Here is a 13,494-nt window from a genome sequence, read left to right as displayed (position 1 = left end):
GGCAGAACGGCGTTCGCGTCAGATGGCAGGGAAGGCCTGAGGCTCCACTGAGCACTAAACAGCCTGGGGATTCCCATAACTGTTCGATAAAGGCTCGTTCCCGGAACCGTGCGGGCGGGGCCTTGCTGATTATCCTGAAGGGGTTAGCTGCAGTTCCGGGGAAGCGGGCTACGCCCATCAGCCGTCAGCGCAGCGAGGATTTCAGTGGCAATTGCAGAGTACGACGTCGTGATCCACCGGGACGCAATGTCCGTGTACGACTTCCTGCTCGATGCCCGCAATCTGCCGAGCTGGCGTGACGGAGTCCGCGGCGTTGAACTCGTATCGGGCGTGGCCGGGGCCAAGGGTGCCGTTTACCGCCAGAGCCTCGCTGCACCCGCCGGACGGACGGAATGCTGCGACGTCGAGATCACCGAGGCGCGGCCGGGGGCAGAGATCCGGTTCACTGTCCTTGCCGGGCCGGAGCGGACCCGCGGCGGCTACTACCTGAGCACCGAAGGCACCAGTACCCGCGTCCGGTTTGCCTTGGAGGGCGAAGCGCGGGGGCTCCTGGCCCGGTTGAGTTCCCGGTTCCGGCGTCGGATGAGGGCTGAAGTCGGCCAACTGGACCAGCTCAAGGCAGTGCTGGAGCAGGAACCGGAACTGTAATACCGGGACGGCACACCACTGTTCCCGGTGAGTACTGTAATTTTGACACTGTGCTGATCTCTGACCGCGACATTCGTGCCGAAATAGCTTCCCACCGGATTGTTCTTGAGCCGTTCGACCCTGCCATGGTTCAGCCGTCCTCGGTTGACGTGCGGATCGATAAGTTCTTCCGACTCTTCGACAACCACAAGTACGCCCACATCGATCCGGCGGAGGAACAACCCGAGCTGACCCGACTGGTGGAGGTCGATTCCGGCGAACCCTTTATTCTGCATCCCGGGGAATTCGTGCTGGGCTCCACCTACGAGACAGTGACGCTCCCGGACGACATCGCCGCCCGGCTGGAAGGCAAGTCCTCGCTGGGCCGGCTCGGCCTGCTCACCCACTCCACGGCAGGATTCATCGACCCGGGCTTTTCCGGACACGTGACCCTTGAGCTGTCGAATATGGCGACGCTGCCCATCAAGCTCTGGCCGGGTATGAAGATTGGGCAGCTGTGCTTCTTCCGGCTGACCTCTGCCGCCGAGCACCCCTACGGCTCCGGCGAGTACGGTAACCGCTATCAGGGCCAGCGCGGCCCGACGGCGAGCCGGAGCCATTTGAATTTCCACCGCACCGTCATTTGACCCGGCCCGCTGCGCGGACGCCCGTGCGGCAGCGGCGTCCAGCCTAGATGCCGTCCGCAGTCCGAACCCTGGACGGCTTGGCCGGGCGGCGCAGCATCGCCACAACCGGTTCCACAAACTTTGCTATCAGCGGGCCAGTGACTGCCATGATCAGCACGTAGGCGGTGGCCAAGGCAGCGAGTTCCTGGGGTACGACGCCGGAGGCGACGGCGAGGCCGGCAATAACGATTGAGAATTCGCCGCGCGCGATTAGCGCGGCTCCGGCGCGGAAGCGCCCCGGCACGCCGATCCCAGCACGCTTCGCCGCCCAGATCCCGGTGAGCATCTTGGTGGCCGCGGTGACGATGGCCAGGAGCAACGCCCAGCCAAGGACGGGCGGGATGCTCGTTGGGTCCGTGTTGAGCCCGAAGACCACAAAGAATATGGCTGCGAAGAGATCCCGCAGCGGCTCAAGGATCCGGGTGGCGCTGTGCGCGGTGGCCCCGGAAATGGCGATCCCGAGCATAAAGGCACCCACCGCGGCCGAGACCTGCATGGCCGCTGCCAGTCCGGCCACCAGCAGGGCGGCGCCGAGCAGGTTCAGCAGGAACACCTCGGAGTTTTCGCTGTGCACGGCTTTGGACACGTGGTGCCCGTGTCGCAACGCCACAATCAGGACGATGGTCACGACGGCGAGCGAGATCCCGACCGTCTGCAGTCCGGCCACGAAACTCACGCCGGCCAGGGTTGCCGTCAGCACCGGCAGGTACACCGCCATGGCCAGGTCTTCGAAGACCAGGATCGAGAGCACCACCGGAGTCTCGCGGTTACCGATTCGACCCAGGTCGGTGATCACCTTGGCAGCGATCCCGGAGGACGAAATGTAGGTGACGCCGCCCATCACCATCGCCCCTACGACGCCCCAGCCCAACAGCGCCGCCAGCACGGCGCCCGGCAGGAAGTTCAGCACGAGGTCCAGGACACCGGCCTGCCAGGAACGCCGCAGCCCGGTGACCAGCTCCGCCGCCGTATATTCCAATCCGAGCATAAGCAGGAGCAGGATAACGCCGATCTCGCTGGAGAGGTGCGCGAATTCGTGCATACCCTCGAGTTTGACCAGCCCGCCTGCACCGAAGAACAGGCCCCCGACCAAGTACAGCGGAATAGGGGACATCCCGATCCGCCCGGCCAGCCTCGCCAGCAGGCCGAGGCAAAAGACGACGGCCCCGAGTTCGATCAGGGTCAGTGCGAGCGGGTCCATGCTGTCAGCCGTTGCGCAGGATGCTGGCCGCTGTGTCCAGGCCTTCTTGCGTTCCGACTGCTACGAGGAGGTCTCCGGGGTGCAGGACGACGTCGGGCCCGGGGGAGGGAAGAACTTCGCCTTCGCGCATGATCGCGACGATCGAGGCGCCGCTTCGGGTCCGGATGCAGGCTTTGCCCATCGGCTGGTTGTGGAAAGGGGAGTCGGCTGCGATGGAGAACTGCCGGGTGACGATTCCCGGAACCTCGCGGTGCGCCTCGGAGAGCTGCATTGCCAGCCGCTGGCCGCCCAGCAGGTTTCCGAGGGCGGCGGCTTCGTCGACTGTCAGCGGAACGGACGCCTGGCAGGTGTCCGGATCGTCCCAGGTCGAGACGATGAGTTCAGTCTGGCCTTCGCGGTGTTCCACGACGCCGATCCGCCGCCCGGAGGCGGTCATAAAGTCCTTGCGCCGGCCCAGTCCCGGAAGGTCTGTTTCATCCACATTCATCCCTCCAGCCTAGTGCGCCGCAGGGGATTCCGGGGAGGTTCAGGCTGCCGGGACGACGGCGATCTCGGTCCGGTCCGGTGCCTTGACCGGAAGAAGGAGCAACAGCCCTGCCAGGAGCACTGCCATGATGCCAAGAATGCCCCAGCGCTGCGCCCCGCCGGGTTCCACCAGCGGGGCCGCGACGGCGATGCACAGCGTAAACAGTGCGGGCGCGAGAAAGCTGACGGCCCGGCCCGTCGTGGCGTAGAGGCCAAACAGCTCACCGGATTCCCCGTGCGGGGCAAGCCGGGCCAGGTAGGCCCGGGAGGAGGATTGTGCCGGTCCCACAAAGAGGCACAGGAACAGTCCGAAGATCCAGAACGTGGTGGTGCCGGCCCACTGTATGCCGAAGAGGGAATAGTTTCCGTTGCCGAGGACCAGGATCATCGAGCCGGCGACCAGAAGCCCTGCCAGCGAACCGGTGATGACCGATTTAGGACCGATCCGGTCATCGAGGAAGCCGCCCACGATGGCACCCGCCGCGGCAACAACGTTTCCGAAAATCGCGAAAAAGATGACCTCCGTGAGTTCGAACCCGAACGTACCCGCGGCGATGATGCCGCCGAAGGTAAACACCGCTGCCAGCCCGTCCCTGAACACGGCACTGGCAAGAAGGAAATAGATGGTGTGCGGGCTGGTTCGGTAGATCGCCTTGATCCGCCGCAGCAACAGGCCGTAGGAGGCCAGGAATCCCAGCGCGGCGCCCTGCCTTGTTTTGGGCAGTTCCGGAACGGCGAACAGTACAGGCAACGCGAAAATGAAGAACCACAAGGCGGAGAACACCGCGACCAGCCGGATGTTCAGGCCGTCCGCCGTCGAGCCGCCGAACCACTCGAAGCTGGGCTGGACAAAAAGCTGGAGCACAATCAGCAGTGCCACGATGCCGCCGAGGTATCCCATGCCCCAGCCGAAGCCGCTGACTTTGCCGATGTTCTTTGGGGTGGAGATCTGGGCGAGCATGGCGTTGTAGTTCACGCCGGCAAACTCAAAGAACACGTTGGCCAGCGCAATAAGTGCCACCCCTAGCAGCAGGAACTCAGGGCGCGGGAAAACAAAAAAGCACAGGGCGGTCAGGACCGCGACAGCGGCCGTGTTGACCCCAAGCCACAGCCGGCGCCGCCCACCGTTGTCCGAGCGCTGCCCGGTGACTGGTGCCAGCAACGCGATTGCGGCACCGGCGATCGCCAACGCGCCGCCCAGGACCGCGGAGGCATGGTCCTCGCCGCCGAAGGCCTTGGATGTCAGGTACACGGTGAAGACAAAGGTGGTCATCACAGCATTGAAGGCGGCCGAGCCCCAGTCCCAGGCCGCCCACGCGAGGATGCGCCCCTTGTGGGACGCCTGGTGCCCGGATTCAAGTTCCGATTCTGGGCGCACGGCCTCAGGGACGGCAGCGGAGTTCATAGCGTGAATAATATCCGCAGTCCGCCCAGGACCCGGCCTACCGTGGGAAAAGAATTTGTCAACGCTTGGTAAACTGTCCGGACTGAACCGAACGAATACGCCGCCTGCTCCAACTTGTTGATAAATGAAATCCTGACGTTGCGGAGATACCAGTGATCACAGTCCTTGCCGCACACTTTGCGGCGGCTGCTGTGGCGCCATGGCTCTTCCGAAAATTCGGCCGGAACTCCTTCTACGCCCTCGCGGCAGTGCCTGCCGGTTCGTTCCTCTGGCTGGTCCTGCAGCACGGCGCCGTTTATGCCAACGCAGGTGCGGCCCAGGGCGGAGCTGCAGGAAACGGAACCGCCGAGGTCCTGCCATGGACCCCCGAGCTAAAGCTGGAGCTCGCCTTCCGGATGGATGCCCTGGCCTGGGTGATGTCCCTGCTGGTCCTCGGGGTCGGCGCGCTGGTCCTCGTCTACTGTGCCCGGTACTTCAAGGACAAAGACGAGTACCTCGGTGGATTTGGCGCCCAGTTGGTGGCCTTCGCCGGGGTGATGTTCGGACTCGTGACGGCAGATGACCTGCTCTTGATGTTCATCTTCTGGGAACTGACCACGGTCCTGTCCTACCTGCTGATCGGCTACGCCCGGGCCCGGCTGTCCGCTCGGCGCTCCGCCCTGCAGGCCTTGATTGTCACCACCGCCGGCGGCTTGGCCATGCTCGTGGGGCTGATCATCCTCGGTTACAACGCCGGGACCTACCGGATCTCTACCATTCTGGGCTTGGCGCCTGAGCTCGTCACCGGTCCCGCCGCGGGCGCCGTTGCTGCCGCCGTCCTCCTCATCCTGGTGGGTGCGATCACCAAATCGGCGCTGGTTCCGTTCCACTTCTGGCTTCCCGGCGCGATGGCTGCTCCCACCCCGGTGAGCGCCTATTTGCATGCCGCGGCCATGGTGAAGGCCGGCATCTACCTCGTGGCGCGGCTGGCGCCCGGGTTCACGGAAACCCCGTTCTGGCTGCCGGTAGTGCTTGGCCTCGGTCTGGCCACCATGCTGGTCGGCGGCTACCGGGCGCTGCGGCAAACGGACATAAAGCTCATCCTCGCTTACGGTACGGTCAGCCAACTCGGCTTCCTGACCATGGTCGTGGGACTCGGCACCCCCGAGGCGGCCCTTGCCGGGCTCGCACTTCTCCTCGCCCACGGATTGTTCAAGGCCACGCTCTTCCTGGTGGTGGGCATCATTGACCACCAGGCCGGAACCCGCGATATGCGCAAGCTCTCGGGCGTTTACCGTTCCTCCCGGGCGCTGGCCATTATGGCCGCCGTCGGGGCCGCCTCAATGGCCGGAATCCCGCCGCTGGCGGGTTTTGTCGCGAAAGAATCAGTCTTTGAAGCCTTCGTCCACTTCAGCGCCGACGCGTCGGCCGGTCCGTGGGGTCTGGTGCTCCTGGCCGGCCTGGTGCTGGGTTCCATCCTGACCTTCGCCTACAGCGCACGGTTTATGTGGGGCGCGTTCGCCGTCAAGTCCGGCGTCAGGACAACGCCTTTCAAACCGATCAGGCCCGCTTTCCTGGCCGCCCCCGCCATCCTGAGCCTTTTGACCGTCGCCTACGGGTTGTGGCCTGCGCCGGTAGACGGCTGGATCCAGCCGTACGCTGCACTGTTTGTGCCCGACGGCGAGGATGCAGCGGCCGCTGCCGGCCATCTGGCGCTGTGGCACGGACTTACCCCCAGCCTGGGCCTGACCGCCATCACCTTCGCCCTGGGCCTGGCCATGTTTTACGGCCGGAACACCGTCTCCCGGCTCCAGGCACTGGTCCCCGGCTGGATTGACGGTGACCGCAGCTATCAGCTGGCTATCGGCGCGCTCGACGACGCCGCAGTGTGGATTACCGGCCGGACCCAGCGCGGCTCGCTGTTCTTCTACCTCTCCGTCATCCTGACCGTGGCATTCGTCCTTCCGCTGACGGCCCTTGTGCTGGCGAACAAGCCCGTGCCCCCGAACCTCTACTTCATTGACCCCAATTCCCCGCTGCAGATTGTGGCGGGCGCAGGAATTGTGATCGGGGCGTTGGCCGCGGTGCGGGCCAACAAACGCTTCCTGGCCGTCCTGATGGTGTCCGTTACCGGCTACGGAATCGCCCTGCTGTTCGCGCTGCAGGGCGCTCCTGACCTGGCGCTGACCCAGATGCTGGTGGAATCGATCATCCTCGTGGCCTTTGTTCTGGCCATGCGCAGCCTCCCGGCGGAACTACGCGACAGGACCGGCGGCAAATACCGGGTGGTCCGGGTGATTATCGGAGCGGCGTTTGGCATCACCATGGTCTTTGTCGCCATCTACGCCCTCGGCGCCCGGGTGGCTGCACCCGTCTCGCTCGATTTCCCCAAACTGGCCTACGAGGGTGGCGGCGGGCTGAACATAGTCAACGTGACCCTCGTGGACATCCGGGCCTGGGACACCTTCGGGGAAATCTCCGTGCTGGCGCTGGCGGCCACAGGCGTTGCCAGCCTGATCTTCGTCCACAACCGCGGCGAGGGGATCCGGGCATCCGCCACAGTGGCCGAAGGGTCCGTCGGCCGCCGCAATTCCGGAGGCGAACGCGGCAATACCCGTGACGAGGCGGCTTTGGCGATCAGCCGACGTTTCGCCGCCTCGAGCCGTGATGCATGGCTTGTGGCCGGCCGGACCCTGGCCCCGGAACGCCGCTCGATCATCTTCGAAGTCGTCACGCGGCTGGTCTTCCACTCAATAATCGTCTTCTCGATCTACCTGCTGCTCGCGGGCCACAACTTTCCCGGCGGCGGCTTCGCCGGTGGCCTCACCGCCGGGCTGGCCCTCACAGTCCGGTACCTCGCCGGCGGTCGTTTCGAGCTGCGCGAGGCGTCGCCCGTCAGCGCCGGCACCCTGCTCGGTATTGGCCTGGCCACCGCGGCGGCATCCGGCCTGGTACCGCTGCTGCTGGGCGGCCAGGTGTTCCAAAGCGCCATCATCGAGTTCTGGCTGCCGGTTTTCGGCGACGTCAAGTTCGTCACCCCCACGATCTTCGATATCGGCGTCTACACGGTCGTCGTCGGCCTGGCCCTGGACGTGCTGCGCAGCCTGGGCGCCGAAATCGACGAACATTTCGAGGAACAGTCACACGAACCGGCCAGCGACCAGGAGCCCGGCGGAGTACCGGCCGAAACCACAGCCAAGGGAAAAGCATGAGCGTCAACCTGACACTGCTGACGGTCATGGGAGCCTTGTACGCCTGCGGCATCTACCTGATTCTCGAACGCAGCCTTACCCGGGTCCTGCTGGGCCTGATGTTGCTCACAAACGCCACAAACCTGCTGATTCTGACCACCGGCGGGTACGCCGGCCTGGCGCCGATGTTCAGCAAGGACACCGCGGCCGGGGACTACAACGATCCGCTGCCTCAGGCCCTCATCCTCACCTCGATCGTGATCTCTTTTGCCGTCACGGCCTTTATGCTCGGCATCATCTACCGGACCTGGGTGCTGGCCCGCGAGGATGAAATCCAGGACGACGCCGAGGACCGCCGCGTGGCGCGGACCCCCAGCTTCGACGTCGAGGACGACTCCGTGATCCCGGTGGAAACCTCCGAGTTTCCGTTGACCATGATCGGTTCGGACGGCCAGGGGGTCTCCAACGTCCCAGCCGGCGCCGAAGCCACGGTCCAAGTGGCAGACCGTACGCTGAACGCCGAGCGGGCGGCGGCGGAGGAGCAACCGGGTTCCTTGAACGTCCAACTACCCAATCCGGAAGGAGACGGACAGTGAACATTGCCAGTTTCGCCCCGCTCGCCGTCCTCCTTCCCATCCTCGGGGCGGCCCTCACCTTCCTGCTGATCCGACATTCGCGTGCGCAACGGACGGTGAGCATCGCGCTGCTGTCCGTGACGCTGCTGCTGGAGTGTCTGCTGCTGGCCTCCGTCTGGGAAGGCGGAACGTCGGCGGTCAACCTCGGCGGCTGGCTCCCGCCATGGGGCATCGTGATGGTGGTGGACCAGTTTTCTTCGCTGATGCTGGTGGTCTCCTCCTCGGTGAGCCTCGCCGTGCTGATTTACGCCACCGGTCAGGGCATGGCCGACGGCGATCGGGATGCGCCGGTCTCGATCTTCCACCCCACCTACCTGATCCTGGTAGCGGGGGTGTCCAATGCGTTCCTCTCCGGCGACCTGTTCAACCTGTATGTGGGCTTCGAGATCCTCCTGACCGCCAGCTACGTGCTGATGACCCTCGGCGGAACGGGCCCGCGGATCCGGGCAGGCGTGACCTACCTGGTGGTCTCGGTGGTGTCCTCAGTGCTCTTCCTGATGGCGATCGCGATGATCTATGGCGCTACCGGCACCATCAACATGGCTGATCTCGCCATCAAGCTGGCGCAATTGGACCAGGGCACCCAAAACCTGCTGCACGTAATGCTCCTGGTGGCGTTTGGCATCAAAGCGGCGGTGTTCCCGCTGTCCTTTTGGCTCCCGGACTCCTACCCCACGGCCCCGGCTCCAGTCACCGCGGTGTTCGCAGGGCTGCTCACCAAGGTGGGTGTCTACGCCATTGTCCGCACCGAAACGTTGCTCTTCCCGGGCGACACTTTTAATGCGCCGCTGATGGTGGCCGCCTTGCTGACAATGATTGTCGGAATCCTGGGCGCACTGGCCCAGAATGACATTAAGCGGCTGTTGTCCTTCACCCTGGTCAGCCACATCGGCTACATGGTGTTCGGGCTGGCGATGTCCTCGGTGGCAGGGCTGGGCGCCGCCGTATTTTACGTCGTCCACCACATCACCATCCAGACCAGCCTGTTCCTGGTGACGGGCTTGATTGAGCGCCGTGGCGGAAGTTCCTCGGTGGACCGCCTGGCCGGGTTGGCCAAGTTGTCGCCCCTGCTGGCGGTGCTGTTTTTTGTCCCGGCAATGAACCTGGCCGGGATCCCGCCGTTCTCCGGCTTCCTGGGCAAGCTGGGTCTGCTTCAGGCCGGGGTTCAGCTGGGAACACCGCTGGCTTTCGCACTGATGGCCGGCGGAGTGCTGACCAGCCTGCTGACGCTGCTTGCCATCGCCAGGGTCTGGAACCGTGCGTTCTGGCGCAAACCGGAGGACGCGGAACACCCGGATCCGGTGCTGCTGGCTGCCCCGGAAGATTCGGCAACGGGGGACCGGGCGGGCAAGACCAACGTCACGCTGCTGCCGCGGACCATGGTGGGTTCCACGCTAGGCCTGGTGCTTTTCGGCGTCGGGCTGACCATCTTCGCCGGCCCGCTGTTCAAGGTCGCGGACCAGTCTGCCTTCGACATGCTGGACCGGACCTCTTACATCCAGGCGGTCCTGGGCGAAGATGCGCCGGTTCCGCCGAGGCCCGGGCCACAGCCGCAGGAGGCCTCCAAATGAGCCGGAAACGGATCTCGCTGCGGCAGGAACTGCCGCTGCTCGTATGGCTCGTAGTGGTTTGGGGCGCCCTCTGGCGGGACTTCAGCCCCGGTAACCTGCTCTTCGGAGCCCTGATTTCGGTCGTTGTCGCCCGGCTGTTCTACCTGCCGCCGGTGGAACTGGGCGGGCGCTTCAACCTGCTCCGTGCAGTGCCGTTTGTACTCGTGTTCCTGGCCAAAGTGGTGGCAGCGAGCTGCCAGGTCCTGTACCTGGCAGCGGCCAAGGGACCCAAGGTGGTCAGTGCCGTTGTGGCCGTCCCGCTCCGGAGCCACTCTGACCTGCTGGTCACGGCGACCGGTCACGTCACCGCGCTGATCCCCGGTTCCATGGTGGTGGAAGTGGATCGCTCCACATCCACGCTCTATGTGCACGGGATCAACGTCCGCAACGCAGCAGGCGCCGCGCAACTGCGCAAGGACGTCCGCGACACGGAGGCCGGGCTGATCCGGATCATGGGGACCAAAGCCGAAGTGTCCGCACTCAACCAGGAGGTGGGGCCGTGATGGCGCTAGTCCTGACCGTGACCGCGGTGGTGCTCTCGTTGGCCGCCGGCGGGGCGATCATCCGGATCGCGCGGGGTCCGTCGCTGCTGGACCGGGTGCTTGCCGCGGACGTGCTCCTGGCCATCGTGGGGGCGGCCATGTGCATCGACATGGCAGTGAACCGGCACCTGAACAACCTTATGCTGCTGGTGGCGGTATCCCTTATCGGGTTCGTCGGCTCCGTCACGGTAGCCCGCTTCGTTGCCGACCGGAGGGAGAAAAGCAGTGCCTCCTGAGACATTTTCCGCCGACACCGTGATCGACGCCGTCTCGGCTGTCTTTATGGTGGTCGGTGCCCTGATGTCCCTCGCTGCGGCGGTGGGATTGCTCCGCTTTCCCGACCTGATGACCCGGATGCACGCAGCCACCAAGCCCCAGGTGCTGGGACTGTTCCTGTTGCTGTTCGCGCTGGGCCTTCAAATGCGCACCTGGTGGGTCTGGCCGGTGCTGGTGGTGGCATGGATCTTCCAGCTGCTCACGGTTCCGGTTTCCGCGCATATGGTCGGCCGCGCCGGGTACCGGACCAAGCACCTCCACCCGGAGCTGCTCAGCACCGACGACCTGGAGGCCGTGGTGCAGCAGGCAGCCGGCACCCGGGGATTCACTGACGACGACGCCGGGGACACCGGCGGGCGGTGAAGCTAGAGGATGCGCCCTAGACCAGGTCCTGGGTTTTGGCGAAGCGTGCAACCGCCCGCTGGGTGCCGCGATTTGCGAGTACTTGGATGATGGCGCTGACGGACGCGGAGATCAGCGCAAAAGTCAGGGCCGAGCGCAGGGTGGTGGGGACATCGTCCTCGTGGCCCTTGGGTGGCTTATTGCCGGTGGACTTCTCCCAGACGGTGTCCACGAGCTTGGTGCCGACGTAGCCGGCAAGCAGGCTGACGCCGGCGCCGAGCAGTTTGATGAAAATATTCATTCTTCGCAACTCCTTGCGGGAGGGAAACAGGGCTTCCCCTAGCCTAGCGTTCCTCGCCCGACGGTCCAGTTGGGGACCTGCGGGCGGACCCGGGCCAGCTTGGGACCAACGCCCCTGTCCGGTGGGGCGGGGCAGACGTAACTTCAAGTATGGAACAGCCCCAAACCCATTCGCTTGCCCACACCCGGCCGGACCTCCCGTCGGCTGACGGCCAGACATGGCGGACGCTCTATCTCTGGGCCGGCATCTCCTCGATTCTTTTCGTGGCGCTGCTGATTCTCGCGCTGGTCCTGGACTTCCTCGCCCCGCCTCCGGTCCACGGCGGCGCCGAGACGCTGGCATTCATCGCGCGGAACAAGGGGATCTACATTGCCGAACAACTGCTGTGGATCGTGCCGAACATCCTGCCGGTGGTGGTATTCGTGGCGTTGTTCGTGGCGCTCGCCCCGCTCGACAAGAGCCGTGCCCTGCTGGCCGCCGTGGTCGGGGCCGTGCCGTGGGCCTTGATCATGGCCGTCCCTGTCACCAGCCGGGGATCCATGGTGCTGGTATATCTCAGCGACCGTTACGCGGCCGCGGACGACGACGCGTCCCGGCTCCGCTACTCGACCGCCGCCGAGGCGATCGTCGCCGAGAACAACACGGCGGCCGTCGTCGGAGTCCTCTCCGCGCTTGGCATCCTGCTGATCTCCTTCGTCATGCTGAAGGGCGTGCTGCCGCAGACCCTGGCCTGGCTGGGGATCGCGATCGGCGGCCTCGGCGTCGTTGCGGAGGCGCTACGGCATACTGTTCCGGAGTTCTACGGCGGATACGGAGTGTTGATGTGGGCCTGGTTCGTGGGCGTGGGGGTTGCGCTGATCCGCCTTGCCGGCCGGACGGCTCGAGGCGCTAACAACGGCGGCAGCTCAGCCTGACGTCCCGGGGCGGCCGAGTATTTCCGCGCGGGCTTTGTCCACCAGTTTATGGTCGGCTTTTGCGGCAACCCCGACACTGTGACGGTGGCGACCATCCCTCCTCAACCCGCCGCCCGGCTGCTCGTCCCCGGAGTCCGGGTCGTAGCCGGGGGGGACCGCGCTGGTGAGTTGGTCACTTGTTAGGGTTCCCGTTCTAGTTCGCCGCCGTTGGTGGCCGGCAGGGCGCGGCATCCGGCGTTCCCGTGCTTGCTGCCTCTACTAGGCCGGCCGTCCCGGGCGCCGGCGGATTGTGACGGCCGACTCCGGAAAAACAAACCTCCACGGGTGTAAAGTGGGTCACGCCCACAAGGGCGATTTTTAGATACGACAGGGGAGCGCCGCCGTCGGGCATCACCGGGGAAATCCGGGGAGACCACAGGTGGGCGCTGAGAGTGCGGACAGCCGCAGACCCTCGAACCTGATCCGGTTAGTACCGGCGCAAGGGAGTCGAGTTCTCAGAGTGGCCGGAGCGGCAGCGGAAGCTGCAGGCCCGGGCCACTCTCCCCTCCTGTTCCTCAGGAGGACGATATGACTGATACATCTGCCAAGCCCGGATCCGTACAACCCGGATCAGCCGGCGCGCCCGTCCGGTACAGCCACAACTGGCGTGTGGTGGACATTGTGGTGGCGGCGCTCATTGCGGTTGCCGGCGGCGTGATCTTCTGGGCCTGGTCCCAGGGTGCCAACCTGGTTTCTGCCCCCGTTAATGCGTTCTATCCGCCGCTCACCGGGCTCTACGCCGGAGGCTGGATGCTCCCGGCCGTGCTGGGCATGCTGATCATCCGCAAGCCGGGTGCTGCACTGTTCTGCGAATCGGTGGCCGCCACCGGCGAGCTGATCATGGGCTCGCAGTACGGCACCACAGTGCTGATCTCAGGCATCCTGCAGGGCCTCGGCGCCGAGCTGGTTTTTGCCGCGGTGCTCTACAAGAAGTTCAATGTGCCGTCCTTTCACGGGAAATTCAACCTGCCGGTGGCACTGCTGGCCGGCGCCGGGGCGGGCCTGTTCTGCGGCTTGAATGACTCGTTCCTGCCCTGGGGCTGGAACATCGCTTATGCCTCCGGTGACAAGCTGGCCTACATCGTTTTCACTGTGATCTCCGGCGCCGTGATCGCCGGCGGCCTGTCCTGGCTCGCCACCCGGGCCCTGGCCAGGACTGGGGTGCTGGGCTCTTTCGCCTCCCGCAAGGCGGCCGCGGAGCCGGTCTTTTCCTGACCCGCG

The 13,494-nt window shown here is 65.2% G+C and carries 14 protein-coding genes and 1 riboswitch; of the genes, 10 read left to right on the top strand and 4 right to left on the bottom strand.

What is annotated here, in order from left to right; translation table 11 throughout:
* Positions 1–204 precede the first annotated feature (204 nt).
* Both QK287_RS02305 and dcd read left to right on the top strand, forming a co-directional pair.
* The gene (locus QK287_RS02305) at positions 205–648 is read left to right on the top strand and encodes an SRPBCC family protein (RefSeq protein WP_253031811.1); all 444 of its coding nucleotides are present in this window, start codon (positions 205–207) and stop codon (positions 646–648) included.
* A 50-nt stretch (positions 649–698) separates the two neighbouring features.
* Positions 699–1,274 carry a dCTP deaminase gene (gene dcd / locus QK287_RS02300; RefSeq protein WP_226775212.1) on the top strand — a complete coding sequence of 192 codons (576 nt, stop codon included), beginning with the start codon at positions 699–701 and terminating at the stop codon, positions 1,272–1,274.
* 43 nt (positions 1,275–1,317) lie between these two features.
* Here dcd and QK287_RS02295 read toward each other — a convergent pair whose 3' ends face one another.
* The 3 genes from QK287_RS02295 to QK287_RS02285 are packed head-to-tail and all read right to left on the bottom strand — an operon-like array spanning position 1,318 to position 4,444.
* Positions 1,318–2,514, bottom strand: coding sequence for a cation:proton antiporter (locus tag QK287_RS02295; RefSeq protein WP_226775213.1), 1,197 nt, complete (start codon positions 2,512–2,514; stop codon positions 1,318–1,320).
* Positions 2,515–2,518: 4 nt separating this feature from the next.
* The gene (locus QK287_RS02290; RefSeq protein ID WP_253031812.1) at positions 2,519–3,001 is read right to left on the bottom strand and encodes a cation:proton antiporter regulatory subunit; all 483 of its coding nucleotides are present in this window, start codon (positions 2,999–3,001) and stop codon (positions 2,519–2,521) included.
* A gap of 39 nt (positions 3,002–3,040) precedes the next feature.
* Entirely contained in the window at positions 3,041–4,444 is a 1,404-nt protein-coding gene (locus QK287_RS02285) for an MFS transporter (protein WP_282359007.1), read from the bottom strand.
* Positions 4,445–4,596: 152 nt separating this feature from the next.
* Between QK287_RS02285 and QK287_RS02280 the strand changes: the two genes are divergently transcribed.
* The 6 genes from QK287_RS02280 to mnhG are packed head-to-tail and all read left to right on the top strand — an operon-like array spanning position 4,597 to position 11,040.
* The gene (locus tag QK287_RS02280) at positions 4,597–7,635 is read left to right on the top strand and encodes a Na+/H+ antiporter subunit A (protein ID WP_282359006.1); all 3,039 of its coding nucleotides are present in this window, start codon (positions 4,597–4,599) and stop codon (positions 7,633–7,635) included.
* Positions 7,632–8,210, top strand: a complete 579-nt coding sequence (locus QK287_RS02275) for a Na(+)/H(+) antiporter subunit C (protein ID WP_253031815.1) — start codon at positions 7,632–7,634, stop codon at positions 8,208–8,210. Before QK287_RS02280 ends, QK287_RS02275 begins: the two co-directional genes overlap by 4 nt.
* Positions 8,207–9,820: a Na+/H+ antiporter subunit D gene (locus tag QK287_RS02270; RefSeq protein ID WP_282359005.1), complete on the top strand. Its 1,614-nt coding sequence runs from the start codon at positions 8,207–8,209 to the stop codon at positions 9,818–9,820. The genes QK287_RS02275 and QK287_RS02270 overlap by 4 nt, the downstream gene beginning before the upstream one ends.
* A complete protein-coding gene (locus QK287_RS02265) occupies positions 9,817–10,362 on the top strand; it encodes a Na+/H+ antiporter subunit E (RefSeq protein WP_226775219.1) in 546 nt (181 codons plus the stop codon). Before QK287_RS02270 ends, QK287_RS02265 begins: the two co-directional genes overlap by 4 nt.
* The gene (locus QK287_RS02260) at positions 10,362–10,637 is read left to right on the top strand and encodes a monovalent cation/H+ antiporter complex subunit F (RefSeq protein WP_253033514.1); all 276 of its coding nucleotides are present in this window, start codon (positions 10,362–10,364) and stop codon (positions 10,635–10,637) included. Before QK287_RS02265 ends, QK287_RS02260 begins: the two co-directional genes overlap by 1 nt.
* Positions 10,627–11,040 (top strand): monovalent cation/H(+) antiporter subunit G, encoded by a 414-nt coding sequence (gene mnhG, locus QK287_RS02255; RefSeq protein WP_263659566.1) that lies wholly within the window; start codon positions 10,627–10,629, stop codon positions 11,038–11,040. The genes QK287_RS02260 and mnhG overlap by 11 nt, the downstream gene beginning before the upstream one ends.
* Before the next feature lie 16 nt (positions 11,041–11,056).
* Here the strand turns inward: mnhG and QK287_RS02250 are convergent, their stop codons facing one another.
* A complete protein-coding gene (locus QK287_RS02250; RefSeq protein ID WP_226775221.1) occupies positions 11,057–11,320 on the bottom strand; it encodes a DUF4235 domain-containing protein in 264 nt (87 codons plus the stop codon).
* A gap of 149 nt (positions 11,321–11,469) precedes the next feature.
* On the opposite strand from QK287_RS02250, the gene QK287_RS02245 reads away from it, so the two are divergent.
* Together QK287_RS02245 and QK287_RS02240 are read left to right on the top strand one after the other, a co-directional pair.
* Positions 11,470–12,234 carry a DUF4386 family protein gene (locus tag QK287_RS02245; protein WP_282359000.1) on the top strand — a complete coding sequence of 255 codons (765 nt, stop codon included), beginning with the start codon at positions 11,470–11,472 and terminating at the stop codon, positions 12,232–12,234.
* A gap of 358 nt (positions 12,235–12,592) precedes the next feature.
* Positions 12,593–12,736: riboswitch (TPP riboswitch) on the top strand.
* A gap of 65 nt (positions 12,737–12,801) precedes the next feature.
* Positions 12,802–13,488, top strand: coding sequence for an ECF transporter S component (locus QK287_RS02240; RefSeq protein ID WP_282358999.1), 687 nt, complete (start codon positions 12,802–12,804; stop codon positions 13,486–13,488).
* Positions 13,489–13,494: the final 6 nt, after the last annotated feature.

Source organism: Arthrobacter sp. AL05, from assembly GCF_029960715.1.
Taxonomy (GTDB): domain Bacteria; phylum Actinomycetota; class Actinomycetes; order Actinomycetales; family Micrococcaceae; genus Arthrobacter.
This window is presented reverse-complemented; position numbering and strand designations above follow the sequence as displayed.

Coding starts and splice junctions, on each gene's coding strand:
- QK287_RS02295 (WP_226775213.1), bottom strand. CDS start 2,514: ATGGACCCGCTCGCACTGACCCTGATCGAACTCGGGGCCGTCGTCTTT.
- QK287_RS02290 (WP_253031812.1), bottom strand. CDS start 3,001: ATGAATGTGGATGAAACAGACCTTCCGGGACTGGGCCGGCGCAAGGAC.
- QK287_RS02285 (WP_282359007.1), bottom strand. CDS start 4,444: ATGAACTCCGCTGCCGTCCCTGAGGCCGTGCGCCCAGAATCGGAACTT.
- QK287_RS02275 (WP_253031815.1), top strand. CDS start 7,632: ATGAGCGTCAACCTGACACTGCTGACGGTCATGGGAGCCTTGTACGCC.
- QK287_RS02265 (WP_226775219.1), top strand. CDS start 9,817: ATGAGCCGGAAACGGATCTCGCTGCGGCAGGAACTGCCGCTGCTCGTA.
- QK287_RS02260 (WP_253033514.1), top strand. CDS start 10,362: ATGGCGCTAGTCCTGACCGTGACCGCGGTGGTGCTCTCGTTGGCCGCC.
- QK287_RS02250 (WP_226775221.1), bottom strand. CDS start 11,320: ATGAATATTTTCATCAAACTGCTCGGCGCCGGCGTCAGCCTGCTTGCC.
- QK287_RS02245 (WP_282359000.1), top strand. CDS start 11,470: ATGGAACAGCCCCAAACCCATTCGCTTGCCCACACCCGGCCGGACCTC.
- QK287_RS02240 (WP_282358999.1), top strand. CDS start 12,802: ATGACTGATACATCTGCCAAGCCCGGATCCGTACAACCCGGATCAGCC.